Origin of the sequence: Brevibacillus gelatini (assembly GCF_003710935.1) — a bacterium.
Lineage (GTDB): Bacteria > Bacillota > Bacilli > Brevibacillales > Brevibacillaceae > Brevibacillus > Brevibacillus gelatini.
The window spans coordinates 125,232-150,077 of record NZ_RHHS01000012.1 but is presented as its reverse complement, the minus strand read 5'-3'; the positions used below and the strand labels follow the sequence as shown (position 1 = coordinate 150,077).

Below are 24,846 nucleotides of genomic sequence, written 5' to 3'. Positions count from 1 at the left end.
TATCTTACCAACTCTCTTCAACAGTCTCTGGTTTGTCCAGGAGAAAAGGAGCGATCTTTCCGTAGATCGGATTGTCCCGGTTCACGCGCACGGTGACCAGGTACGACGCTTCCTCTTCGTTAAATTGCTGTTCCATCTCCACACCTTCGCGGTGTAACAGCGACAGAATGTCCCCGCGCTCGACCGGGACACGCAACTTCATTTCATTATAAGAGGAAAGCACAAATTGTTCGATCCTCGCCAGCAGCCGTTGCTGATCTTCCTTGCGAATGGCAGAGATGAGAATGGATTCGCCTGCATGCGGCAGGTAAGCGCCTTCCGTCAGCAAGTCAGCCTTGTTGAACACGACAAGCTGTGGAATGTCTTCTGCTTTCAGTTCCCGCAAAATTTTATCGACGACTTCCATGTGCACGCGAAAATCCGGATGGTGGCTGTCAACGACATGCAAAATCAGGTCGGCTTCCTTCACGCCCTCCAAAGTGGAGCGAAAAGCAGCGACCAGGCTTGTCGGCAAATCCTGGATGAAGCCGACCGTATCCGTCAGAAGCACTTCCAGTCCGCTCGGCAGCACGAGCTGACGAGTCGTCGGGTCCAGCGTGGCAAACAATTTATCTTCCTGCAAGGTGTTTGCCTGTGTCAACTGATTGAGGATCGTCGACTTGCCCGCGTTCGTATAGCCAACCAGCGCAATCTGGAACACGTTGTTTTTTTTGCGGCGTTCCCTATGAAGCTGTCTCGTCCGAACCGTATCGTCCAACTGCTGCTTCAATTCGCTGATCCGTCTGCGAATGTGGCGGCGGTCACTTTCCAGCTTGGACTCACCGGGACCGCGCGTCCCGATTCCGCCACCCAGCCGGGAAAGCTGCTTGCCCTGACCAGCCAGTCGCGGCAGCAAGTAGTTGTACTGCGCAAGCTCGACCTGAATTTTCCCTTCGCGCGACTGCGCTCGCCCCGCAAAAATATCGAGAATGAGCTGGGTCCGGTCAATGACCTTGCAATCAAACACTTTGTCCAGATTGCGCGTCTGACTCGGGGACAGTTCGTCGTTGAAAATGATGACGTCTACGTCCAGCTCACGGGCCTTTTCGGCAATTTCCTCAATTTTGCCCGTCCCCAAATACCAGGCAGCGTCGATTCTGTCTCTGTTTTGCGTCACGACATCGAGCACTTCGACACCAGCCGTTTCAGCCAGCTCGTGCAATTCTTCCATGGAGAGACGTGTTCGTTCTGCATCGCGGTTATCCAGATAGCAACCGACCAGAATCGCGGTTTCTTTTGTTTTGATAAATTCGTTCACCGATTCACGCCCTTTCTATTCCCTATCATACCACATTTTGCCCATTTCGTTGCGATGACGATTCAGCCATGGCGTCGATTCAATACCAGGCATTTTACATGAAAAAACAATCCCTCACAGCGGAGGGATCAGATAGAGAAAGGGGCAAATTCACACCTGAAAGTCTTCGGCTTTCAGCCGCCGCAATTCTTCACGTGTCAGCTCATTTGATTTCATCAGTCGGACCGCCTGCACCCTGATCGCCTTCTCGATGCAATTTCGCACAAACCTGGCGTTGCTAAAATTTCGCTGGAACGGATCATTCACGATTCCGGTCAACTGACGGCGAATTTTCTCTTTCGCCTCCCTCGTCAGCTCAAAGTCCTTTTCACGCGTCATCAGATTGGCAATCTCCAAAAGTTCTTCCACACTATAATCGGCAAAGTTGATGTGAACAGGAAACCGGGAAGGAAGGCCGGGGTTCAGCTCCAGAAACTGCTCCATTTCATCATTGTAACCGGCAATAATACAAATAAAATCTTTGTTCGAATCTTCGAGTGCTTTTGTCAGGCAATCCACCGCCTCCTTGCCAAAGTCTTTTTCGCCCCCTCTTGCCAGCGAGTACGCCTCGTCAATAAACAAAATCCCGCCGAGTGCCTTTTTGACCAATTCACGCGTTTTTTGCGCCGTATGTCCGATGAACTCGCCGACCAGATCAGCTCGCTCCACCTCGATCAGATGGCCTTTGCTCAAAATGCCCATTTCACGAAACATTTTGCCGAACAAGCGGGCAACTGTCGTCTTGCCCGTGCCCGGGTTGCCTTTGAACACCATATGAAACACTTGCTTCTCAATTTTCAATTGATGCTTTTCCCGTTCCTTGTTGATTTTTATCAGCGCATAAATCTCATACATCGTCTTCTTCGCTTCCTGCAGACCGATCAAATTTTCAAGTTCATCAAACAAGGCGGCCAATTCGCTAGGGGCGGATGCATTCACGTATTCGGGCAGTGTTTCGGGCTTTTTGATGGATAAATCCTTGCGCTTGAAGACGACCTGAATCCTGTTGGAGTTTGAAGCGGTAGTAGTAGAGCTGGAATCAACGGAGAGACTGCTTTCCGAATGTCTCATGTTCGATCACCTGCCTTTGTGCATCACTCAAACGTTCGCTCCTGCCTGTCAGTCCTTACAGATACGCAACAATGCTTTATGTTCAAAAGGGTCATCCGGTTTGGGCCAGTGCGGACACATGTTTTTTCAGCCATACAATAATATACTCAGAAGCTGGATAAACCTGCCCTATTTTTTCAATCCTGGCCGATTCACGAGCGGAGCAAGCAGACAGATCCCGAGCAGGCTGCCAGACAGAAACGGAACGACATGCTGCAACGGATGAATCAGGGGAGACACCCCTTTTACGAAAAAGGCATGCCAAACGACGACGCCCAGTCCGATTACCGCCACGCCTAGCCAGAACAGCACTTTCCCGTACAGCGTGGCCTGTTTGATCTCGACGTGATGCTTGTGGCGTCCGGAGCGCCAGATGACATACACGATGGCAAGCCCGCCCAGCAGCGTGCTGCCGTGTTGCAGCAGCTTGTAGACAGGTACTTCGAGAAAAACGAGCGGGATGCGTTGTTGCAAAAAAACGAACCGCTCGACCATGCTGCCCCTGTCGTGTGTAAAAGCATCCCAGGCGATATGGCTATAGCTTCCGAGCAGCGCAGAGTAAACGAATACGACCAGCGATACCCACTTCCGCTTCCGACTTTCTTTTCCTGTTCGCCTGCACGCCAAGCCTTTTGCCGCCCACAGCGGCAAGACCGCGAGCAGTCCTTTTTCTACGAGGAAACGGTACACAACATACAGAACGATCACGAGCGGAAGATCAACGCAAAACAGGCCAAGAAACGTGTGGCTGTAGACGCTGTACGGCTGCATGCGCAAAAAATATTCAAAATCCGGCGCCATGCTGCCAAAGACGAGAGCCGGAAAGGAAACCCAGCCCCATCTGCGCAGCGGCAGGACGATTGCCGGGTGGGAAAAGGTAAACGGCATGAAATCACTCGCTTTTCTGTTTGATAATGGCTTGTCTTTTTCAATCCAATAAGAAAAGACGCAGCAAGCAAGCGAACGGCTACATCCGCGAAAAAAAGCCCGGCGGAAGCGGCAACATCAACTGCCGCACCGAGCCGGACCTTCCCGTACCGCTATTGCTCTTTAGGGAGCAGAACAGCGACCACTTGCTTGCCGCTCACTTGAATCCCTTTTTCCTGCACGCCGCAATGCGCAAGCTCTTTTACGAGTTGCTGGAGCAAATTTTTCGCTTCCTGGCTTTCTTTTTTCTCGAGGCGCACCGTCAATTGCACCGCGTCCCCTGCCGTAAGAATTTTTTCGGCCTGTCGCTTTTTCGTATCGTAGTCGTGCTGTTCGATATAGGCGCTCAAGCGAAGCTCCTTTACTTTTCTGCCTTTTTCCTCTTTGCGCTGCCTGGCCTTTTCGCGGTTGAGCTGCTCTTTGTAGTTGGTGCGGCTTACCAGTTGGCACGGCGGCGGGCTTTGTGCGAGCGACAGGCAAACGAGGTCGACACCCTGCTCCTTTGCCATTTTCAGTGCGACTTTTGTGTCGACGATCCCAAGGTCCTCACCGTTCACGCCAGTCAGGCTGACTTCTGCCGCTTTTATTTTTTCATTCAAAATCATCGCGTTGTCACCTTGTCCTTTCCTGTTTCGGATTGCTTAGTTTCTACAAGTTCCGCCTTCTCTCCTTCTTCCGGCTGCAACATTCTTTCGCTGCCTCATGACGAACGTGGTTTGTTTTTGTATAATAGATCAGTATTGACAGTAGATTGTGAATCCTTTAGATTACATTTTAGTTAGCCAGCTAACAAACGGGGGTACTTTGGTGGAATTTGATTATTCTACTGCTTTGACACATGCGATGGGCCATGTGATGAAGCTCCATAAGAAAAATGTTGAATATCTCATTCAAGATTACGACGTCTATCCTGGACAGCCGATTCTTTTGATGCGTCTTGCGAACACGGACGGCTTGATGCAAAAGGAGTTGGCACGACGGATCCAGGTAAAACCGGCAACGCTTACGGTCATGATTACCCGCATGGAAAAATGCGGGCTGGTTGAGCGGCGCCCCGACGAGCGTGACCAGCGCATCTCCCGGGTGTTTCTCACCGACAAAGGGCGGCTCGCGACAAAAGCCGTCAAGGAAGCGCTGCGCATTCTCGAACTGAAATGCTTCGAGGGCTTTACAGACGAAGAAAAAATCATCCTGCAAGGCATGCTGGAAAGAATGCACAACAACCTGGAAACTTTTTATCTGGAAAATACGGAGCCATCTGCTGAACCTAACGAGTAGCCAGGCGTTGTCTCTTTCCCATGCCCAATGAGAAAGGTTTGAACATACCTGTGAACGATGCAGCCAAAGAACTGAATTCCGCGTCGCTTGCCGAAAGCAAGTCGCGCCGTTTGTGGATGGCGGCCATTTTGGGCTCCCTGTCGGCATTCGGCCCGCTGTCGCTGGACATGTACTTGCCAGCTTTGCCGCTTCTTGCAGATGACATGCAAACAAGCACTTCGCTTGCCCAGCTCAGCCTCACTGCTTGCCTGATCGGACTTTCGGTCGGTCAGTTGTTTGCCGGGCCGATCAGCGACGTGCGCGGACGGCGAACACCGCTTTTGATCGGACTGATCCTGTATGCCTTGTCTTCTTTTTTATGTGCGGCAGCACCTTCCATTTACACCTTTGTCTTGCTCCGCTTCGTTCAGGGGCTGGCTGGCTCGGCCGGGATTGTCATCGCCCGAGCAACCGTTCGCGACTTGTATTCCGGGACCGAGCTGACCAAATTTTTTGCCCTGCTGATGCTCATAAACGGTATTGCACCGATTGCCGCCCCCATTGTCGGCGGTCAGCTGCTGGAATTCACCACCTGGCACGGCGTGTTCGTCGCGCTCGGACTGATCGGTGCCGTCATGCTGCTTGTCGTCGTGCTCGGCCTGCCTGAGACACTGCCCGTTCATCGCCGCTCCAAAGCGGGAATCGGCAATACGCTCACGACGTTTGGCGGACTGCTGAAAGACCGGGTATTCATGGGCTACGCCTTGTCGCAAGGCCTGGTAACGGCCGCGATGTTTGCCTACATCGCAGGCTCGCCATTTGTATTCCAGAAAATTTTTGGCGTCTCTCCGCAAGGTTTCAGCATGATTTTTGCCATGAACGGGCTTGGCATTATTATTGCCAGTCAAATTACCGGGAGGCTCGCAGGAAAAGTCAAGGAAACGAAGCTGTTTGTCACCGGCATCACACTGGCCGGAATCGGCGGCGTTAGCCTTTTGGCCATGATTTCGCTCCAGGCGGGGCTGGTCGCTGTGCTCGTTCCGCTGTTTTTCGTCGTATCGAGTGTCGGGATCGTCGGCGCGACGGGCTTCTCGCTGGCGATGCAAAACCAGAGCAAGGCGGCAGGCAGCGCTTCTGCCCTGCAAGGACTGCTCTCGTTCATCAGCGGCGGGATTGTCGCGCCGCTGGTCGGAATTGGCGGGGAAGACACTGCCGTTCCGATGGGGATCGTTATCGCGCTCGCAACACTCGGCGCCATCCTCTGCTACCTCCTGATGATTCGCAGGAAGACGGCGGCAAAATAAGCTTCTCCACCAGACGAGGACACTTTGCCATGTCCTCGTTTTTTCATATATCCATTTGCGAACAAACGTTCTTTGTGGTACAATCTGGTCATGAAGCGGACACGACAGTCAGCAAACCAAAATGCCAAGGAGATGATTCCTCCATGTCTTTGCGTTTGATCCCTTATCTCGTCCTGAACGGAACAGCAAGTGAAGCCATCGCCTTTTACGAACAAGCATTGGGTGCAGAAGTGCTGTACAAGCAGACATTTGGCGAAATGCATTTCTAGGTATTCACTGAAGGTAAACAATAACTACTCCTTGGTTTGCAGATGGTATAGGGTCAGTCCAGAAGGCCAGTCGAAACGTACGAAAACGTGTTTCGGCTGGCCTTTGTTTCTTTGATGGATAATCTGGGGTGGATACAGAAGCATCAGCGCCACTACCGACATCGAAATGATAAACATTTTTGATTTTCGTTTGTATTTAGGTAAACAATTTATAAAAATGTTTGTAAATCTTAACGAAAAACTCTTGCTTCACGATGAAATCTCCGCTACACTTTGCAGTAATTTCAAAAAAGAAAGAGGGGAAGAAAATGAAGTTGCCCACTACTTCACAACACAAGTCGGCGAACGCCTGCGGACATGAACGAAACTAGTAAAAGATATGGGGTATTGACAATGTTCAGAAATCAATATGTACAAACGATTATTCTTTCCCGCGTGCTGTTGCAATTGGGCATCTGGGTCCGGAATTTTGCCGTCCTGCTGTTTGTCAGCAAATGGACGAACAACAATCCTGTTTACGTATCGCTGATCTCGGTTGCAGAGTTTGCTCCGATCTTCCTGTTTGGACTGATTGGCGGAACGTTTGCCGATCGCTGGCGGCCAAAACGGACGATGGTATGGAGCGATCTACTGTCTTCGCTGTCCGTGGGTGCGGTGCAGCTCTTGCTGATGAACGGAGGGTGGATTGCCCTGTTCATTGGCATGTTTGTGTCGGCCAGCTTGTCCCAATTTTCGCAGCCTTCCGCCATGAAGTTGTACAAACGGCACGTGCCGGCAGCGCAGCTGCAAGGCGTAATGGCACTGTCGCAAACGTTGGTCGCGATTTTTATGGTGGTAGGTCCGGTCATTGGCACGTTTATTTACTTGCAATTCGGTATGACAGTCTCTCTTTTGCTGACTGCTATCCTGTTTCTTGGTTCTTCGCTCATTTTGATGACACTGCCCCGCGACTCGACGGAAGCGAAGCCGGATGAGGCTGGCGGCTTTATCGCCGAGTTGCTGGCCGGGCTGCGCTATATCGGCGCTAATCAATCGTTGAAGACACTTTGCCTGACCTTCGCAGCAGTCGGGTTGGCGTCCGGACTGACACAGCCGCTCCAGATTTTCCTCGTAATGGAAAACTTGCGGCAAGATCAATCCTTTCTGCAATGGCTCGTCATGGCCAACGGAGCAGCCATGCTCATTGGCGGAGCTGTCCTCATCGGTGTCGCCAAAAAGATGCAGCCTCAGCTTATGCTCTTGGTCGGACTGCTTGTCACGGCTGTGTGTACAGTTGGCTTAGGGAGTTCGACCACGATTGGGCTGACGTTTGTTCTGTTGGGAATCAGCGGTTTCTTTTTCCCATGTATTCAGAGTGGAATCCAGACATTCATCGTCCGCAACACGGAAGGCAACTTGATCGGGCGGGTATCGGGCACGATCACGCCTGTTTTCATGGGAATGATGGTCATCGGCATGTCCGTATCCGGCTATCTCAAGGAGATGTTCTCTCTTGGCGCGGTCTATGCTGTAAGCGGAGGGTTTATTCTCGTCGGTGCAGTTCTGCTGCTTCCCCTCGTCGTGGAGAAGAAGCACAGGGAAGTGGGGAATGAGTGGAAGTGATTAGCGACATTTACGGCGAGAAACGTTTTTTGGAGATGACCAACCTTCACAAGTTTCCGGCCAAGCTTGCACGGATGCTCGCCCGCTATTTGTCGCTTTTCGTCAACAGGTATGCCGCAAAAGTCTTTCAGCGTCTGCACGGAAAGCCTTTTGTGGCGCCTTTTCTTTTTGCTTCCAAAAGAAAAAACCAGGACCTCAATCGTCCTGGCTGGTAGGCAGAGCGTGTTGCGTTTTATTGCTGGCTGTTTTCCTGAGACATGAGCGATACCGGGCGTTGTGGTGTGAAAGTGGAGATCGCATGCTTGTATACCAACTGTTGCTTGCCTTCGCTATCAATCACAATCGTGAAATTATCGAACGCTTTAATATACCCGCGCAATTGAAATCCGTTCACCAGGTAAATGGTAACCGCGATGTTTTCCTTCCGCAAATGATTCAGGAACGTATCTTGAATGTTGATCGTCTGTTTCATGTACACTACCCCCTAAAAGGACTTGTATGTTATATATTCGGCAATTGTTGAAACTTTCCTGCCAATATCTGCTTGATAGTTTCCACGGACTTCGCTTGACTAGCCGGGTCGGTCATGTCAAACCACTGCACTTCCGGCATGCGGCGGAACCAGGACAGCTGTCGCTTGGCAAAATGCCGCGTCCGCTGTTTGATGTCGTTGATCGCCTTTTCCAGCGTAATCTCACCGTACAGGTAGGGGATCAGCTCCTTGTAGCCCAGCCCCTGCATCGACACCATGGACGCGTCGTAGCCTTTGTCCAGAAGTCCTCGCACTTCGTCGACAAGCCCCGCTTCGATCATCAGATCGACGCGGCGGTTGATCCGTTCGTACAGCACGGCCCTCTCCATCGTCAGCCCGATCATCACCAGATCGTAGGGCGAATGCTGCGCCCGCAATTGAAAGTCCGACATTTTGTAGCCCGTGCTTTCGTAAATCTCAAGTGCGCGAATCACCCGTTTTACATCGTTTGGGTGCAGCCGCTGTGCTGTAATCGGGTCAACGTCAGCGAGCCTTGCGTGCAATGCTTCCACGCCTTCCGCCTCAGCCAGCCGCTGCAGCTGTTCGCGCAACTCTGGGTTCTGGCTGGCTTGTGCAAATTGAAACCGATGCGTAACCGATTCTATGTACAGACCCGTACCGCCTACGATAAAAGGAAGGCGACCCCGTTGGTTGATTTCTGTAATCAGCCGGGTAGCGCTCTCCTGAAACAAGGCGACAGAATAATCTTCGTCCGGATTTTTGATGTCAATGAGATGATGCGGCACCAACGCCAGCTCGGCAGGTTCTGCCTTGGCCGTCCCGATGTCCATGCCCCGGTATACTTGCATGGAATCCCCGGAAATAATCTCTCCGTTGAACTGCTGGGCCAAATCCAGACTTAATTGGGTCTTGCCGACTGCTGTCGGGCCGATGATGACGACTAGCTTTTCTCTATGCAAGGTCACTCCCCTCCATCTGTCTCTTTGTAGCTGTACACGACCTGTTGGCCGCGGGAGCGAAATGGAATGAAGCCAAAACGCTCGTGGATTTTGCCTGCTTTTCCTTCCTTCATGACCACGCGCCTTCTTGCTACGCGGAGTGCTTCTGAAATGGCCTGCTCCGCAAGCGGCTCCGGGTTGGCAAACGCGCGCACGCCTGCAATGCCAGACGAGCTGTGAACGGTCGCTTCAAACATGGGATCGAAATAAACGACGTCAAAAGAGCGGCTCGGCAGTCCCTGCATGACTTCCAGATGGTTCCCCCACCGCACTTCGATCCGACGCATGGCGGCTTCCAGCGGTTTCAAGTCAGTTGCCCAGTGCTTGAGTCCATCTTCGACCATGATGGCAAGCACCCGTTCAGATTCGATGCCGACCACTTTCCCTTCTGCTCCTGTCGCATGGGAAAACACGATGGCATCCGCACCCAATCCGAGCGTGGCATCCAACACTTCATCCCCTGGATGAATTTGGCAAGCAGCAAGCATAGTATCAGTATCGCCGCGCAACAGCCGCTTTATACGAAAAGCAGAAGTGTTCGGGTGAAAAAAGAATGGCTGTTTTCCCGGCACCTCCAGTCGTGCTCCTTGCGCCGAGACGACCACTACTTCGTCGTCGCCATGCCGTTTTCGCAATTGATGGAGGGAAAGATCGCCGCGTCTGACTACTGGTACGCCAAACTTTTCGGCCAATTCCGCAGCATGGCGCAAGGTGTCCTCGCTAGGCTCAAGTCCCGTCGTTACTATCACGTATCCGTATTCCTTTCCATTTGTCTTCGCCCATTGGACGGAAACTCTTTTATTGTAAGCAGGATTAATTTGGCGGTCAAATATATTCTGAAAAACCCCCTAGAGCACCTAAGGGGTCGTCTGCTTCGCGCACGTGTGGCTGGCTACATGACGCGCTTGAACATTTTCTCCAGATCATAGCTGGTAAAGTGAATAACGATCGGCCTGCCGTGCGGGCACGTAAAGGGACTGCTCGTCTCGCGCAGCTGGTTCAGCAAGCTTTCCATCTCCGCGTGCGTCAAATAGCGATTGGCTTTGATCGACGCCTTGCAGGACATCATGATCGCAGCCTTTTCCCGCATTTGCACGACATTGGCCTGACCTTGCTCGCCTGTCTCCAGCACAAACTGGATCAGCTCCTCGATGATCTCAAGCTCCGCCCCTTCCGGAAACCAGTGCGGGTGCGCCCGCACGATAAACGTCCGTCCGCCGAAAGCTTCGACCTCCAGGCCAAACGATTGCAGCAGCGGCAGCCGTTTTTCCAGCCGCGCTGCCTCTGCCGCCGTCACCTCGACCGTATGCGGGAACAGCATCATCTGACTTGCGACACCTTCTTTGGCCAGCTTGTCCATGAAGTATTCGTAAAAAATGCGTTCCTGTGCCGCGTGCTGATCGATCAAATACATCCCGGTATCGTTCTGCGCCACGATGTACGTTCCATGCACTTGCCCGACCGGATACATAACGGGGACAGCGGATGGTGAGCTTTCCTCGTTGGCTGACGCATCCGGGACTGTCGCCTGGTCTTGCTGTTCGTATGGTTCGTCAGGCCGGGTATTTTCAACTGGGACCAATTCTGCGTCCGTCGGCGCTCCCGCTGTCCCTGGCTGTACTGCCGCTGTGTTTGGCGGCTGCAAGACTGTCTCCGTTTCCTTGACCTGCGCTTGCTCATGATTTTGCTCATCGTCTTGCTTGCGATATTGACCATGTTCTTCCCCTTGGCCGATACCCGCAGAAACGCTTTCCGCCGCTCCTGCAGCCTGTGTTCCTGTCTGCGCTGCTCTCTCCCCGCCGCCTGTACCATTTTGTACAGCTTGCTCTGGATGGAGGTAGGGCGAAGCGGCTTCGTGTACCGTTTTCTTTTGCGACTCCTGCGTAGGCATGCTGGCAGAAGATGCGACATTTGCAGAGGCAGCAAGGTTGGCAGGAGTTGACTGGCTCACTGGTTGCCCCGTCTGCGTCTTGTTGCTCTCCTGCTTCGCCATCCATTCCTGCAAGCGCGGACTCGCTTCCAAAAGAGAGCCTTTTTCAATGGCTGGCTTGGCATACGTCAGGTCAAATTGGGGCTGCACGACTTGCGCAGAAATTTTCGCCTTTGGCTGTGCCGCCATCGGCCGCACAATCCCCAACCCTTGACGCAGCGTCGTTTTCACGGACTGCTCAATCGCGGCGCACAACTCGTCTTCCTTGCTGAAACGCGCCTCCAGCTTGGCGGGATGCACGTTGACGTCCACCAGCGTCGGGTCCATCTCGATCTGCAAGGCGACGATCGGAAAGCGGCCAATCGGGAGCAGTGTGTGGTAGCCGCGCATGATCGCATTGTTGAGCGAATAACTGCGCACGTAGCGACCGTTTACGAGCGTCGACAAATAGGAGCGGTTCGCCCGCGTCACCTCTGTTTTGGACAAAAAACCGTTCCAGCGAAAATCGAGCGTCTCTCCCGAAATCGGCAACAGCAGCTTGGCAACCTGCACACCGTAAATCGCCGCCATGACGTGCAGCAGCTTGCCGTCGCCCGTCGTCTGCAACAGCGTCTTGCCGTTGTGGGTCAACGTAAAAGAAATGCTTGGGTGCGTCAGCGCCAGGCGGTTGACGTAGTCGGAAATGTGGCCGACCTCAGTCGCAATCGACTTCATGTACTTCAACCGGGCAGGGGTATTGAAAAACAGGCTGCGGACGCATATCTCCGTCCCTTGCACTGCCGCCGCATCTGCCACCTCTTTGACCTCGCCGCCTTCCACCAGAAGTCGGGTGCCGATCTCGCTGCTCGAACGGTTGCTGGTCAGCTCCATCCGCGAGACAGCGGCGATACTCGGCAGCGCCTCGCCGCGGAAGCCAAGCGTGCGAATCCGAAACAGGTCCCGCGGGGTGCTGATTTTGCTCGTCGCATGCCGCTCCAGAGCGAGCAGGCAATCGTCCCGATCCATCCCGTGACCGTTGTCGACAATGCGGATCAGCTCCAGGCCGCCTTCTTCCACGTGAATCTCAATCGAGGTGGCGGCTGCGTCAATCGCGTTTTCCACCAGCTCCTTCACGACCGAAGCCGGGCGCTCCACCACCTCGCCTGCCGCAATCATATTGGCGAGCTGCTCATCCAGCACGCGAATGTTTCCCATGAGCTCCTCCCCTCTGCCTTATCGTTTTTTCAGCTGCTGCTTCCACGCAAACAGCTTCATCATGGCTTCCATCGGCGTCGTCGCGTTCAAATCCAGCTCACGCAGGTCGCGCAAAATCTCTTCTTCCTCCGCCGACAACTGCGGCACAGGTTCTTCGCGCACGGCGGCAACTGGTGCCGACCATAGCGTTTCCAGTGACATTTGCATTTCGGCTGTGGCGGAACTGCCTGCTTCCAGACCTTCCAAAATGCTGCGGGCGCGCTCGATGACCCAGCCGGGCATTTCCGCCAATTCAGCCACGTGGATACCGTAGCTTTTATCCGCCCGGCCTTCCTCGATCTTGTGCAGGAACAACAGCTTGCCGTCCCGTTCCTCGCAGCGGGCGTTCACATTGACGACGCCCTTCATCGTGTCCGCAAGCCCTGTCAGCTCGTGATAGTGCGTGGAAAACAGTGTCTTGGCTCCGATTCGCTGGCAAATGTACTCAATCACGGCCTGCGCCAGTGCCATTCCATCGTACGTGGACGTCCCGCGCCCGATCTCGTCGAGCAAAATCAGGCTTTTGGCGGTCGCCTTTTGCAGCGCGTGTCGCGTTTCCAGCATTTCCACCATGAACGTACTGTGTCCGCCAACGAGGTCGTCGGCAGCGCCAATTCGCGTGAAAATCTGGTCGACAATCGACAGCTTCGCTTCTTTTGCAGGCACGAAGCAGCCGATTTGCGCCATGACGGTAATCAGCGCGATCTGCCGCATGTAGGTACTTTTCCCCGCCATGTTCGGTCCGGTAATGAGCAGAACCTGACGATCTTCCTGGTTCATCCGCACGTCATTGGCGACATACTTCTCCCGCTCGAGCACGGCTTCCACGACAGGGTGACGGCCGTCGACGATGATGTATTCCCCGTTGTCCGTAAACTGTGGACGCACAAAGCCGCGCTCGTCACTGACCGTAGCAAACGCCTGGAGCACGTCTACGGAAGCGATTCGCTCGGCAAGGCTTTGCAGTCTCGGAATGTGTCCGGCGATCTCGCTGCGCACAGCCGTAAACAACTGGTACTCCAGCTCGATCATTTTTTCTTCGGCTTCGAGGATGAGCGCCTCGCGTTCCTTCAACTCAGGCGTAATGTAGCGCTCGGCATTGGCGAGTGTTTGCTTGCGCTCGTAGCGTCCCGCAGGCACGTTGGCAATGTTGGCCTTGGACACCTCGATGTAATAGCCAAACACCTTGTTGAAGCCGACTTTCAGCGAGCGAATGCCCGTCGCTTCCCGCTCGCTTTGCTCCAGTTGGGCAATCCAGGTTTTCCCGTCACGGCTCGCCGAATGCAGCTTGTCCAGGTACTCATCATACCCGGTGCGAATCATGCCGCCTTCGCGCACGGAAATCGGCGGGTCATCGACGAGCGCCGCCTGTAAAAAGCTCACCAGATCCGCACATTCATCCATGCCTTCTGCCAGCTCCTTAAGCACCGGGGCATTGGTTTGGCCAAGCTGCCTTTTCAATTCCGGCACCGCTTCCAGCGACAGGCGCAGTTGAATCAAGTCGCGGGCATTGGCGTTTCCGTAGGAGATGCGTCCTGCCAGCCGCTCCAGATCGTACACATTGTCCAGGCATGTCCGCAGGTCGGAGCGCAGCAGCAAGTCGCCTTTGAGCGCTTCGACTGCGTCCAGACGGGCGTCCAGCTCCGCGCGTCCAAGCAGCGGCCGCTCAATCCACCTGCGCAAAAGTCGCCCGCCCATGGCCGTTTGTGTCCGATCCAACAGCCACAGCAAGGAGCCTTTTTTTGTTTTGTCGCGAATCGTTTCCGTCAGCTCCAGATTGCGTCTGGAAAAGCCGTCCATTTGCAAATACTGTTTGCTGTCGTAACGTTTCAAAAGCCGCATGTGTGCCAGACTGCGCTTTTGCGTCGTACCGATGTAGTAGAGCAGCGCATTGACCGCTGCGCGCATGGCGACGTCCAGCTCTTTTCCCGCTTCCGGGTACTGGCTGTCCACTGCATGCGCATCCAGTTGCCGACTTTCCACAACGGTAGACGGCAAAGACGTCTTCGGCAGCTCATCAAATCCGAAGAACACCAGTTCTTTCGGTCGGTATTGCAGAGCCTCATCCAGCGCGGTCTCCGTCTGACCGGGCAAGGAGGTGACGTACATTTCCCCTGTACTCATATCGCAGGCTGCGATCCCTGTGCGACCATCCAGCACGGCCAGCGCAGCCATGTAGTTGTTTTCCTTGTCCGTGAGCCATTTGCCCTCCATCATCGTGCCGGGCGTAATGACGCGGGTCACTTCGCGGCGAACGACCCCTTTTGCCGCTTTCGGGTCTTCCACCTGCTCGCATACGGCCACTTTGTGTCCTTTTTTCAACAGCTCGGCAATGTAGCCATCTGCCGAATGGTGCGGGACACCGCACATCGGGATGCGTTCATCCCCGCCACCGTCGCGCCCTGTGAGCGTAATCTCCAGCTCGCGGGACGCGAGGATGGCATCTTCAAAAAACAGTTCGTAAAAGTCGCCTAAGCGAAAAAATAAGAAAGTATCCGGATACTCTTTTTTGATAGCCAGATACTGCTGAATCATCGGGGTATATTGCGCCATTTTTTCTTCTCCTAGCCTTCCAATCTCGACGCTATTATACCATGATCGCGCCACGATGTTGATGTTCGATACAGATGAAAAAATCAACGCAGGTTCCACGCACGCTTCAGATCGAGATCGCAGAGCCACACTTCCCCGCGCAACAGAAAAGAAAAATACGCCTCCAGATGAACCCGCGAAAGCGAATAGCCCGGCAGCTCCCGCAGCTCGTCACGCACCTGTCTGACGTACGGCTCCAGCGTCTCCTTGTCCCCGCGGTAGTACGCCTTGACCAGCGCCGGCTGCAAATGCGGAGTTGCTTTCAGTTGGGAATGGCTCGTGATGACCAGTCTGGCCAGGTGCAATACGCCCCGCGCCACGACCGGATGCACAAGCCAACTGGGCAATGTCCGATACTCGAAGCCGTACGCCTTTTCCCGCACGTCTCCCAAAAAGCCGTAGCGCTGTCGGCGCAGCACGCAGCCGACGTCTTCGACCAGCACAAGCGGCAGCGCGAGATAGGCATCCAGCTTCCGCCGCAAGGCAAAAGTAGGCGATACGCCGCCAAAATGAATGTGCCCGCCAATCGGATAGCCGGGAAACGGCATCCCGCCCGCCAGCCACTCGATCTCTTTGTTGGCGATTTTTTTCATGGCGAAATTCAATGCTTCATAAATATGAAGAAACAGCTCATCGGGGTCTTCCGACGGAGCAGGGCGAAGCTCGGCTACCGGATGCTGATGCAGCGCCAGGTCTTCCCGGTAGCGTGTCGTATCGCAGCCGACCGTTCCGTTCATTTTCAAAAAATCAGAGGCGAGCGCCATTTCCCCCGTTGCCCGGCGCAGCGAAAACTCCGGGTCGGCGCCCAGCTTGTTCAGCTCCTGCGGCAGCTTGCACATGCGCTCCTGCCACCAGTCGCGCGCCCGCTGCATGTAGTGATCTGCCTTCTCTGCCGGCCAATCCGGCTCTACGGAAACGACCTTTGCCCGGTGAACAGACGCCGCGATAATCGTGACTTGCCCTGCTTCCACTCCTACAGCATACAAGCTGCGGACAGCAAGCGCTTTGACCATCTGGACCTCTGGATCGGGGGACGGAAACGGAATCGGCTCGTAGTCAGGCTCCCCCAGACGATGCAATAGCCATTGCGGCTGCTCCGTGCTCCGCACCACGTCCAGCACCAGGTCCTGATAGAGACAAAGCTTGTAGGTTCGCCATCCGGGAGGCGCAGTACGTCCCGCAGCCACAGGCAGCCCGCTCAGCTTCAGCAACCAGCGTCCGACCTGGGGGCGGTGCAAAAACGCGACCGCTTCTTTGGCGTTGGCTGTCATGGCCTGCGATACGGCGCTCTCCTGCAAACCTTCTCGTATCATGCTCTCCACACTCCCATGCTGTATTCTTCCTTATCTTATGTTAGCGCCCAGGGAAGAGTGAGAGCGAAGGCGTCTGCCTTTTTCTCCGCTAAAAAAAGAAAAAAAGAGGAGATCAATCTCTCCTCTTAGTCAAGCTCGTCGAGCATGCTGGCTGAATCAAAGTCGTCGAACTCGTCACTGTTTTCTTCATAGTCCCCGATCATGTGGAAGTCTTTGTCATCGCAATTGTTGCAGACGACTACGCAGACTTTGGTTTCTCCGATGATTTCGACAGCAAATTCGCTTTCAACCTTGACTGTGATGGTGCCTCCAGCACTCAACTCGGCTTTTACGCACTTCGGCTGCTCCACGGCGCGAGCGACAATTTCCAGATCGCCTCTGCAGTTTTTGTCGAAGAACGTAAGCGGAACGAGTACGGAGAACTTGACAGTTTCCCGCTTGACTTCGGTTTGCGTGTTATTTGCAAACGAGAACCACAGGTTGACATCATACGTACCAGATACTTCAACCGCGTCTCCGACTTTCTCTGCCTGGAAGTTCGTGTTTATAATCCAGCATCCCAGGATCGTCGAAGGAGTTTGCGACGGTATGATGGTGTGGGTGCTGGTAGAAAATTTATGACCTTTGCCGCAGACAGCTTTCGCGATGAGTTCCCGGCACTGTAGTTCTTTGTCTGTACCCGACATTTCGTTACCTCCTCCATACAACGTTTCTGTACATTTGTATGCAGGGCATTCGGCTAGGGTGCAAACACCCACCTGAAATTGGGTATCTTGTTTGAAAAGCTACAGCGTGTCCGTTTCGATCGCTTCAGCCGACTTCCTTACGAGCAGCAGCCGCCGCCATGTTTCTTTTCCGGACCGCCGCCGGTTTCGCCTGTCAGCGGATTTCCGCCCGTATCCAAAATAATACGCTCGGAGACGGTGTTCGTGATAACATTTGTCACCAATTGCAAAAGATCGTTCACGTCCACCTGGGACTGCTTGAACTCGGTTACGATTGGAATCGAATCCAGTTCCTCGTGCAGCTGGTTGTACTCCTCTTCCACTTTTTTCACCAGTTCCGGCTTATTGATGGATTCAAACATGACCATCTGCTTTTGCTTTTGCTTCAATTTGTCAATCAAGTCTTGGACGCGTTCATTATGCTTGATTTGATGTTCAGCGCGTTTGAAAAAGTCGACCTCTTTCGTGCGCGAAATCATCGCAGCCAGCTCGCGCGCTTTGTCCAGAATCTCTTTTTGTGTGTACAGGTTTGTCTGTTCCATCTCTTACACCTCGACTTTGGTAACGAGTTCGCCGTGAAGCGTCCACGTTTTGGCTTCTGTAATTTTGACGTGCGCATACTCGCCAATCAGCGACTTGTCTGCGGTAAAGTGAACGAGCTTGTTCGTCCGTGTACGTCCTGCGAGGACATCCGGGTTGTTTTTCGATTCGCCCTCAACGAGCACTTCCAGCACCTGACCCTCCAGCTTTTTGTTTTGCTCCAGACCGATGCGGGCGAGCACTTCATTCAGGCGGTAGAGGCGTGCTTTTTTCACTTCCATCGGCACGTTGTCTTCCATGCCGGCAGCCGGTGTGCCTTCCCGCGGTGAATAAATGAACGTATAGGCGAAGTCGTAGCGCACTTCTTCGACAAGGGAAATCGTCTCTTCAAACTGCTCGTCGGTTTCGCCTGGGAAGCCTACAATAATATCTGTAGAAAGGGATACATGTGGAATCGCTGCCTTGATTTTGCGCACCAGCTCCAGGTAGTGCTCCCGTGTGTATTTGCGGGCCATGCGCTTCAAGATTTCCGACGAACCGGACTGAACAGGCAGATGGATTTGCTCCACCAGATTGCCGCCTTTTGCCAGCACTTCAATCAGATGATCGTCGAAGTCGCGTGGGTGGCTCGTCGTAAAGCGGATGCGCGGAATGTCGATTTTGCGAATCTCGTCCAGAAGATCGCCAAATCCGTACTTGATATCCGCAAAGTCTTTTCCGTACGCGTTGACGTTTTGCCCGAGCAGCATGATTTCCTTGAAGCCTTGGCGTGCGAGATCGCGCACCTCGGCGATGACGTCTTCCGGACGGCGGCTGCGCTCTTTTCCCCGTGTATACGGCACGATGCAATACGTGCAGAACTTGTCACAGCCGTACATGATATTGACCCATGCCTTCGTGTTGCCTTCCCGCAGCTTCGGCATGTTCTCGACGATGTCGCCTTCCTTGGACCAGACCTCGATCACCATCTCCTTGCTGAACATCGCATCGCGCATCAGCTGAGGCAGGCGGTGAATGTTGTGCGTACCAAAAATCAGGTCGACATGCTGATAGCTTTTCAGGATTTTGTTGACAACCTTCTCTTCCTGCGACATACAGCCGCAGACGCCGAGAATCAGGTTGGGGTTGTTGTTTTTCAACCGCTTCATGTTGCCGAGTTCGCCAAAAACTTTGTCCTCCGCATTTTCACGGATGGCACAGGTGTTGAACAAAATGACATCGGCATCCTCGATCTCATCTGCCGCAGCGTAACCCATTTGCTGCAAAATGCCGGAGATCGTCTCGGAGTCGTGTTCGTTCATCTGGCAGCCGTACGTGCGGACGTAATAACGCTTTCCTTTACCGATCTCGCGCATGTCCTCGGGAATGGCAAAATCGTAGTGCACCTTGACTTCTTCTTTTCCCCGCTTTTTCGCATCCTTCAAGGACGGCGGCTGAAAGTATTTCGCATAGTCCGCCGTTGTTTTCGGAGACTTGGCGGATTTTAAGTCCGGAGTCGCCACTTTCGATTCCTTCATCAATCTATCACCTCAGCTAATAATTTCTTTAAAAATGAGTCACCAATAAAGAATTATAGCATTTGGAAGGATACAAAAGCTAATGCATAATGAGGCAAAATATGTACGAAATGGCCTTGCGCATGATGCCCCCTCACTTCTTTTGCCTGCGCTCTCCCTGTTCTTTGCCCCAGTTCCACGCAAATGCTCCCGCTGTTTTTTCAGACAACCTCCGTCTTTTTACCCATTTTGACCGTTTTCCCTTCATCCTGTGCAACTTTCCAGACCCAGACGTCGTCGTAAAAGGCAGCTACCGAAAACCACGAGCCATATTGAGGAGGTCAGCATGAAACGAGCATTCGCCTTACTTTTGTCGGTGTTGATGTTTTTGACGGCAATCCCTTTCGTCAGTGCCGCTTCGACTCCGTCGTTCTCAGACGTTCCGCGTAGTCACTGGGCGTACAAGGAAATCATGGAGATGGCCGAAAAAGGGATCATCAAAGGATACGACAACCGCACGTTCCGTCCGAACAACCAAGTGACCCGGGCAGAGTTTGCCAAAATCATGATTGCGGCAGCTGATGTGGACATCAAGAAAAGCTCCGTCACCCAGACGTTTAAAGACGTCCCGCGTTCCCACTGGGCATTTTATTACGTCGAATACGCCAAGCCGTACCTGACTGGCTACAAGTCCGGCTCGACCTACACGTACAAACCGGATCAGCCGGCAGTTCGGGAAGATATTGCGGTAGCGCTCGTTCGCCTGCTTGGCTACGACAAAAAATACAAAGCCGATCTGGATCAGCTGAAAAAGTTCCGCGACCAGAGCGAAACCTCGCCAGCTCTGCGTCCGTACATCGCCATCGCGCTGCAAACGGACCTGATGAAAGGCTACAACAGCTATTTCCGTCCGCAAGACCCTATCACTCGTGCGGAAGCAGCTTCCTTGCTGTACCGCGCCATTCTGGAACGCAAAGATGACGAAACGAAAGTCGTTTTCCCGAATCCGGAACCGCCAAAGCCAGAGCCAATCAGTATCAGCGACGCCTTTTCCTCCGCTGACCTGAAAAACTGGGATACGAAAAAGGCAACCGGCAGCTGGGGCGTCATCAACAAGCAAGTAACGGCCGTTTCCAACGACGATGATGTCGATCATTACTTCCTGCCGCTCATCTGGAATGAGAAGGCCAAACCGGAAAATTACGAGTTGAGCGTCGATGTCAACGTCTCCGGTACTAACGGACTCGCGGGTCTGTACTTCAACGGCAAGGACGGGCAAGCTCATGTCGTATTCGTGCAAAAAGACCGCGTCGTTCTCGGCAAAGTCACCGATGCCGAAAAGGACGACATCGAAGTGATTGCATCCGGCTCCTACAAGCTGAAAGCAAGCAACAAGCTGAAAGTTGCTGTCAAAGGCAACACCGTTTCCATCTACGTCAACGACCAGTATTTGTTTGGACAACAACAGGTCAAGCAGGTAGGAACCGGGCTCGGCCTGTACATGCAGGAGGACGCAACAAAAGACGCGCCTCGCAAAATGACCTATCTGGACAATTTCAGTCTGAAAGAAGTAAAATAATGGAAAGTCCCAACACCCGGCGCGCACCAGCTTGCATGTCGGGTGTTTTTCCCATCCAGAAAAAAGGTTGGCGAAAACCTAGAAATGTACATCGTTCAATTGTATAATGATAGCGATTCTTATCCTGTGAAGGAGCCTTTTTTATGTCTTTTTCTGTCAATCAACCTTTTCACTGGATGGATTCGGGCGTATATCGCGGGCAGCCGCTTGAGCCTTTGGTTCGCGATGAAGCATTGGCGGCCGGTATGCAGTCCGAATCTGCTGTGCCGATCATCCACCTCTGGGTATACGATCAAGCCCTGTATTTGGGCCGCAGAGACGCGAGACTGCCTCATCTGGAGGAAGCTTTGCGCCAGTATGGTCAGGATGGCTTCGGATGTGTGCTGCGCTCTTCTGGCGGCGCCTGTGTTCCGCTGGATGCCGGCGTACTGAATGTAGCCTGGCTCTTGCCAGATACGACGATTTCGATTGATTCGTTCTTTTCCTTCGTCGCCGAAATGCTGCAGGTTGGACTGCGTGACTACGGCGTACTGGAATTTGGCGAAGTGCTCGGTTCCTACTGTGCCGGAGAGTACGATTTTTCCCTGCACGGCAAAAAAATCGGCGGCATGGCACAGCGTCGTACCCGCTTCGGATCCATTTTGCAGATTTGCATTAATATTGAAGAAAGACCGCGCGGAGAATGGATGGAACGTTTTTACGCCATCGCCGGGCTGGATGAGATGGAAGCCCACAAGCCGATTCCGGCAATTATAGGCTCGACAGTCGGCAGTATTGCCGGGCTGACAGGACGGTCAACCACTGTCGACGATGTAAAGGAGCGACTGTTCGCGGCGATTGGCTCCCAGTGGCCCGTACACTCCGTTCCCTTCTCTGTACAGGATGAACTGCTGGCGGAATCTCAGCACCATTTGGCGAATCGTTTGCAGCTGTTCTCCTTTACCGCAAAAGAACTGGCTACACCACAATGGCGTTTGCCCAAGTAAAATGGTTCGTTTTCGTTTTGCAGCTGGTGCAGTCGGTGAGACTTTGGGAGGATTTATGAATAGCGATCGAAAGGGGACGTTTCAGGATCTGAATGCCCTTTTTGTTTTTGGAGCCATCACGGTCATTTCGATTCACATTCTCGGTTTTTTCATTGCAAACCAGCACGACTTCCCGTGGAACGGCGAGTTGGAAGCCGTTCTGCTGATTTTGCTGCGCTTCGGGCGCTCCCTGTTTATTTTTGCCACAGGGATGCTGCTGTTTTACTGGTACCAAAAGCGGGAGCTGGACTGGGCTGCCTTTTGGAAAAAGCGTTGGCGCACCATCGTTTTGCCCTACGTGATCTGGACCGCGATCTTTACCGGATTCAAGCTGCAAAGCATGGATCCTGCCGTTCTGGCGGCACCGTTTTTCGAGAGTCTGTTTACCGGCAGCGCATTTTACCATCTGTACTACATTCCGCTCTATTTGCAGTTGAACCTGCTGTTTTGCCTGGTCAAACCGTGGTTTGAGCGATGGGTAAGCTTTCGCCTGCTTATGGTGCTGTTCGTCGGACAGATCAGCCTGTACGTCGTGTACCAATACCTGTTTGTCAGCCCGCTCTGGGAAATAGACTGGTCGGCGTCTCCTGTTCTTGCCTTCATTGAGCACACCTATATTTCCGGGCAAAACTACGTGCACATGTACATCTTTACGTTTGCTCTCGGCGCGTATGCCGGCTTGAACCTGGAAAAATGGCGCGCGTGGACTCGTCGCCTGCAATTGCCAGCCTTGATGATTGCGCTCGGGACCGCAGCCTGGATGGCCTACGGGTACTTGAACGGCTCCGTCTCGTATTACGACAGCCTGAACATTTTCAAACCGATCTACCTGCTCTACACGACGAGCTTCCTGGTGAGCTTCTACTCGCTTTCCCGCTATCTCGGGAAGCTGCCCAAGTTCGGTGGCTGGCTATCGCGCATGGCCCGGCAAAACATGGCGATCTACCTCGTCCACCCGTTGATTCTGTTTTTGCTGGAGAGCTACGTCATTTACCGACTGAATTGGTCTACACCGCTTATCATGCTCGCCATGCTCGTGATTACGCCGCCGCTCTGTATTTTCCTGTACGAACACACACTGCTGTCGTACTGGACAGGTGGCAGAGGCAAGCAGAAGTCCAAGCCGGTCTACAAGACGGAGGTTTACAAGGCGTAGCGTTTGCTGCTCTTTCCTCCAAACTCCTAATGTAAAAAAGAAGCCGAACCTGCATACTAAGAGCAGGGACAATTGTTCCACACCTCGATTAATTGCCTGGCAATCTGCCGGGCTTTTTTTCTGCAGATCTACCACTGGCCCCTCACTTACGGTATCATAAAAGAGGATCACTGGTAGCAAGCTGCTGCCGCAACGACAGAAAAGGTGGTCGATCTGGATGAATCAGGATATTCCATTGTTACATACCCCGATCAAAGAGCTCATCATCGCATCCACAAAAGTTGCTCACGTGCAATTGGGGAACTCGCTTGAACACGCCCTGCTCGTTCTCATCAAATCTGGCTACTCGGCCATTCCGGTACTCGATCATCAGTACCGTTTGCACGGATTGATTAGCACGAACATGATTATCAACAAATCGCTGGGACTTGAGCGCTTCGAGCTGGAAAAACTTTCCGAGTACGTCGTCGACGATGTCATGGACACCAAGGTGCCGCGTCTGCACGATACGGATGAATTTTTGAAGGCTTTGGAAGTCTCCATCAATCACCCTTTTGTCTGTATTGAAGATGCCGACCATTACTTCAAGGGAATTTTGACGCGCAAATCGATTTTGGCTCTGACGTATCGGCACTTTCGCAACCTGCCCTACCCATTGGCCGAAAACCAGCCCCAACAAGAAAAAGCGTAAGACTGCATGCAAAAAGACGGAGGCCCGCGCCACCGTCCTTTTCTTTTCAACAGGCAGACGCTGCGCTGGCAGACGTCTGCTTTTCGTCGTTAGCTGTGCAGCCGCAAAAATTGGGTGGCGTGCTTTTTGCGGAGCTTTTGCTCCTCCAGCAAGGTCAGGGCGTACTCCAATGGACGGCGGTACGTTTGCTTGAACATCGCTTTTTCTCCTGCCTTGAAAAAGGAGTACCGCTGATCCCGCACGTTGATCTCAATCAGGTATGGATTACCCTTCTCGTCGATGCCCATATCCATCCCGAGATCGGCCAGCGAGGAAAAGTGCCGACCGTACTGCTTCGCGATCGCCACCGCTGCTTCACTGATACGCTGGATCGTCTCTTCCTGCTGCTCAGGCGAAAACAGCGTTGCCAGCGCTTCCGTGAGAGGCACCGCCCTGCCGCCGCGCGAAAGGTTGCTCAGCTTGTTTTTGCTGTTGGCAACTTTGGCGACCATCCCGCTGACCGTCCAGTCCCGCTCCCGGTTTTTTTGTACGGACACGCGAATATCAAACGTTTTGCCGTTGTAGCGGGCCAGTGGAATCCCCCGCTGGATGAGAAAACGCTTGCCGCCGACCCAGCGGCGCACGGCAGCCAACAGCTCGGGACGCGACATCACTTTGCGCTTTTTCGAGGCGATAAAGTGGTAGTCGCTCCCGTGCCGCTCGATTCTGGCCACCCCAATGCCCACAGAGCCAATCGACGGTTTGACATAGACGACCTGGTATTTATCGAGAAACTGGCGAAACTGCTCACCGGAATAGGGAACGGTGTGGGGCAAGTATTTGCGTAGGTGCTCGTTCTTCCACAGCATCTGGTGCACCTTGCGCTTGTCTCGCACGACCAGGCCGTTGAAGACTGTCTTCTTTTTGCTGAGCCGGGAAATGACAGCGCGGGCTTTTTGGTCCCCGGTCAAGACGCGGTTGTGGATGACCCGCGGTACAGCCACCCGCCGGGAAACGAGCCTGCTGCCGTTCCAAAAATAGCCTTGCACCCGTTCGTCACCTGGCAGGACATGCCTTGGATGAAAAAAGACAGGCTCCAGCCCCAGCTCTTTGCCAATTTCCACATAATACGGCAGACGCTCGTACGACTTGTCTCCCCTGATCCCTTTCTGCATAATGCCCCAATCTAACATAATGCCGATTCTGTCCACAAAGATCCCCCTTGCTCCATTCCTCAACATAGGGTATGTGCCAAAAACGGCAAGGGCGTGCCTATTTTGCGCCCGCCAAG

22 protein-coding genes and 1 pseudogene are annotated in these 24,846 nt (G+C 53.4%); 9 read left to right on the top strand and 14 right to left on the bottom strand.

Annotated features, from left to right (window positions below):
- Positions 1-4: 4 nt before the first annotated feature.
- From hflX to infC, 4 genes are all read right to left on the bottom strand, one after another.
- A complete protein-coding gene (gene hflX, locus EDM57_RS03990) occupies positions 5-1,297 on the bottom strand; it encodes a GTPase HflX (RefSeq protein WP_122903476.1) in 1,293 nt (430 codons plus the stop codon).
- A gap of 150 nt (positions 1,298-1,447) precedes the next feature.
- A complete protein-coding gene (locus EDM57_RS03985) occupies positions 1,448-2,407 on the bottom strand; it encodes an AAA family ATPase (RefSeq protein ID WP_122903475.1) in 960 nt (319 codons plus the stop codon).
- Between the two features lie 168 nt (positions 2,408-2,575).
- Complete coding sequence (locus EDM57_RS03980) at positions 2,576-3,334, bottom strand: DUF4184 family protein (protein ID WP_122903474.1); 759 nt, start codon at positions 3,332-3,334, stop codon at positions 2,576-2,578.
- Between the two features lie 152 nt (positions 3,335-3,486).
- Positions 3,487-3,978, bottom strand: coding sequence for a translation initiation factor IF-3 (gene infC, locus EDM57_RS03975; RefSeq protein WP_122903473.1), 492 nt, complete (start codon positions 3,976-3,978; stop codon positions 3,487-3,489).
- A gap of 202 nt (positions 3,979-4,180) precedes the next feature.
- Between infC and EDM57_RS03970 the strand changes: the two genes are divergently transcribed.
- The 5 genes and pseudogenes from EDM57_RS03970 to EDM57_RS23550 all read left to right on the top strand — a co-directional run bounded on the left by EDM57_RS03970 (position 4,181) and on the right by EDM57_RS23550 (position 8,020).
- The gene (locus tag EDM57_RS03970; protein WP_122903472.1) at positions 4,181-4,651 is read left to right on the top strand and encodes a MarR family winged helix-turn-helix transcriptional regulator; all 471 of its coding nucleotides are present in this window, start codon (positions 4,181-4,183) and stop codon (positions 4,649-4,651) included.
- Between the two features lie 50 nt (positions 4,652-4,701).
- Positions 4,702-5,934 (top strand): multidrug effflux MFS transporter, encoded by a 1,233-nt coding sequence (locus EDM57_RS03965; RefSeq protein ID WP_122903511.1) that lies wholly within the window; start codon positions 4,702-4,704, stop codon positions 5,932-5,934.
- A 143-nt stretch (positions 5,935-6,077) separates the two neighbouring features.
- Positions 6,078-6,194: pseudogene (locus EDM57_RS03960) on the top strand (VOC family protein); the annotation flags it as partial.
- Between the two features lie 402 nt (positions 6,195-6,596).
- Positions 6,597-7,805 (top strand): MFS transporter, encoded by a 1,209-nt coding sequence (locus EDM57_RS03955; protein ID WP_246005732.1) that lies wholly within the window; start codon positions 6,597-6,599, stop codon positions 7,803-7,805.
- A complete protein-coding gene (locus EDM57_RS23550) occupies positions 7,796-8,020 on the top strand; it encodes a hypothetical protein (RefSeq protein WP_211338210.1) in 225 nt (74 codons plus the stop codon). The genes EDM57_RS03955 and EDM57_RS23550 overlap by 10 nt, the downstream gene beginning before the upstream one ends.
- Positions 8,021-8,037: 17 nt before the next feature.
- On the opposite strand, the gene hfq is transcribed toward EDM57_RS23550, so the two are convergent.
- The 9 genes from hfq to miaB all read right to left on the bottom strand — a co-directional run bounded on the left by hfq (position 8,038) and on the right by miaB (position 19,146).
- On the bottom strand, positions 8,038-8,277 hold the full coding sequence (gene hfq / locus EDM57_RS03945; protein WP_122903471.1) for an RNA chaperone Hfq: 240 nt from the start codon (positions 8,275-8,277) through the stop codon (positions 8,038-8,040).
- A gap of 29 nt (positions 8,278-8,306) precedes the next feature.
- Positions 8,307-9,263: a tRNA (adenosine(37)-N6)-dimethylallyltransferase MiaA gene (gene miaA, locus EDM57_RS03940; protein ID WP_122903470.1), complete on the bottom strand. Its 957-nt coding sequence runs from the start codon at positions 9,261-9,263 to the stop codon at positions 8,307-8,309.
- Positions 9,260-10,045 carry a class I SAM-dependent methyltransferase gene (locus EDM57_RS03935; RefSeq protein ID WP_122903469.1) on the bottom strand — a complete coding sequence of 262 codons (786 nt, stop codon included), beginning with the start codon at positions 10,043-10,045 and terminating at the stop codon, positions 9,260-9,262. The genes miaA and EDM57_RS03935 overlap by 4 nt, the downstream gene beginning before the upstream one ends.
- A gap of 143 nt (positions 10,046-10,188) precedes the next feature.
- Complete coding sequence (gene mutL, locus EDM57_RS03930; protein WP_122903468.1) at positions 10,189-12,420, bottom strand: DNA mismatch repair endonuclease MutL; 2,232 nt, start codon at positions 12,418-12,420, stop codon at positions 10,189-10,191.
- 18 nt (positions 12,421-12,438) lie between these two features.
- Positions 12,439-15,012 carry a DNA mismatch repair protein MutS gene (gene mutS / locus EDM57_RS03925; RefSeq protein WP_122903467.1) on the bottom strand — a complete coding sequence of 858 codons (2,574 nt, stop codon included), beginning with the start codon at positions 15,010-15,012 and terminating at the stop codon, positions 12,439-12,441.
- 83 nt (positions 15,013-15,095) lie between these two features.
- Positions 15,096-16,364, bottom strand: coding sequence for a putative amidoligase domain-containing protein (locus EDM57_RS03920; RefSeq protein ID WP_122903466.1), 1,269 nt, complete (start codon positions 16,362-16,364; stop codon positions 15,096-15,098).
- 125 nt (positions 16,365-16,489) lie between these two features.
- Entirely contained in the window at positions 16,490-17,050 is a 561-nt protein-coding gene (gene cotE, locus EDM57_RS03915; protein WP_122903465.1) for an outer spore coat protein CotE, read from the bottom strand.
- Between the two features lie 137 nt (positions 17,051-17,187).
- The gene (locus tag EDM57_RS03910; protein ID WP_122903464.1) at positions 17,188-17,631 is read right to left on the bottom strand and encodes a YlbF/YmcA family competence regulator; all 444 of its coding nucleotides are present in this window, start codon (positions 17,629-17,631) and stop codon (positions 17,188-17,190) included.
- A 3-nt stretch (positions 17,632-17,634) separates the two neighbouring features.
- Positions 17,635-19,146, bottom strand: a complete 1,512-nt coding sequence (gene miaB, locus EDM57_RS03905; protein ID WP_122903463.1) for a tRNA (N6-isopentenyl adenosine(37)-C2)-methylthiotransferase MiaB — start codon at positions 19,144-19,146, stop codon at positions 17,635-17,637.
- A 325-nt stretch (positions 19,147-19,471) separates the two neighbouring features.
- On the opposite strand from miaB, the gene EDM57_RS03900 reads away from it, so the two are divergent.
- The 4 genes from EDM57_RS03900 to cbpB all read left to right on the top strand — a co-directional run bounded on the left by EDM57_RS03900 (position 19,472) and on the right by cbpB (position 23,576).
- Positions 19,472-20,704 (top strand): S-layer homology domain-containing protein, encoded by a 1,233-nt coding sequence (locus tag EDM57_RS03900; RefSeq protein ID WP_122903462.1) that lies wholly within the window; start codon positions 19,472-19,474, stop codon positions 20,702-20,704.
- A gap of 143 nt (positions 20,705-20,847) precedes the next feature.
- Positions 20,848-21,690 (top strand): lipoate--protein ligase family protein, encoded by an 843-nt coding sequence (locus tag EDM57_RS03895; protein WP_122903461.1) that lies wholly within the window; start codon positions 20,848-20,850, stop codon positions 21,688-21,690.
- Between the two features lie 55 nt (positions 21,691-21,745).
- Positions 21,746-22,885 (top strand): acyltransferase, encoded by a 1,140-nt coding sequence (locus EDM57_RS03890; RefSeq protein ID WP_122903460.1) that lies wholly within the window; start codon positions 21,746-21,748, stop codon positions 22,883-22,885.
- A 217-nt stretch (positions 22,886-23,102) separates the two neighbouring features.
- Positions 23,103-23,576, top strand: coding sequence for a cyclic-di-AMP-binding protein CbpB (cbpB, locus tag EDM57_RS03885; protein WP_122903459.1), 474 nt, complete (start codon positions 23,103-23,105; stop codon positions 23,574-23,576).
- A gap of 89 nt (positions 23,577-23,665) precedes the next feature.
- Here cbpB and EDM57_RS03880 read toward each other — a convergent pair whose 3' ends face one another.
- Positions 23,666-24,766, bottom strand: a complete 1,101-nt coding sequence (locus EDM57_RS03880) for a YheC/YheD family endospore coat-associated protein (RefSeq protein WP_122903458.1) — start codon at positions 24,764-24,766, stop codon at positions 23,666-23,668.
- Between the last annotated feature and the right edge of the window lie 80 nt (positions 24,767-24,846).

Coding starts and splice junctions, on each gene's coding strand:
- mutS (WP_122903467.1), bottom strand. CDS start 15,012: ATGGCGCAATATACCCCGATGATTCAGCAGTATCTGGCTATCAAAAAA.
- EDM57_RS03890 (WP_122903460.1), top strand. CDS start 21,746: ATGAATAGCGATCGAAAGGGGACGTTTCAGGATCTGAATGCCCTTTTT.
- EDM57_RS03985 (WP_122903475.1), bottom strand. CDS start 2,407: ATGAGACATTCGGAAAGCAGTCTCTCCGTTGATTCCAGCTCTACTACT.
- infC (WP_122903473.1), bottom strand. CDS start 3,978: ATGATTTTGAATGAAAAAATAAAAGCGGCAGAAGTCAGCCTGACTGGC.
- cotE (WP_122903465.1), bottom strand. CDS start 17,050: ATGTCGGGTACAGACAAAGAACTACAGTGCCGGGAACTCATCGCGAAA.
- hfq (WP_122903471.1), bottom strand. CDS start 8,277: ATGAAACAGACGATCAACATTCAAGATACGTTCCTGAATCATTTGCGG.
- cbpB (WP_122903459.1), top strand. CDS start 23,103: ATGAATCAGGATATTCCATTGTTACATACCCCGATCAAAGAGCTCATC.
- EDM57_RS03895 (WP_122903461.1), top strand. CDS start 20,848: ATGTCTTTTTCTGTCAATCAACCTTTTCACTGGATGGATTCGGGCGTA.
- EDM57_RS03910 (WP_122903464.1), bottom strand. CDS start 17,631: ATGGAACAGACAAACCTGTACACACAAAAAGAGATTCTGGACAAAGCG.
- EDM57_RS03980 (WP_122903474.1), bottom strand. CDS start 3,334: ATGCCGTTTACCTTTTCCCACCCGGCAATCGTCCTGCCGCTGCGCAGA.
- EDM57_RS03955 (WP_246005732.1), top strand. CDS start 6,597: ATGTTCAGAAATCAATATGTACAAACGATTATTCTTTCCCGCGTGCTG.
- miaB (WP_122903463.1), bottom strand. CDS start 19,146: ATGAAGGAATCGAAAGTGGCGACTCCGGACTTAAAATCCGCCAAGTCT.
- mutL (WP_122903468.1), bottom strand. CDS start 12,420: ATGGGAAACATTCGCGTGCTGGATGAGCAGCTCGCCAATATGATTGCG.
- EDM57_RS03900 (WP_122903462.1), top strand. CDS start 19,472: ATGAAACGAGCATTCGCCTTACTTTTGTCGGTGTTGATGTTTTTGACG.
- EDM57_RS03920 (WP_122903466.1), bottom strand. CDS start 16,364: ATGATACGAGAAGGTTTGCAGGAGAGCGCCGTATCGCAGGCCATGACA.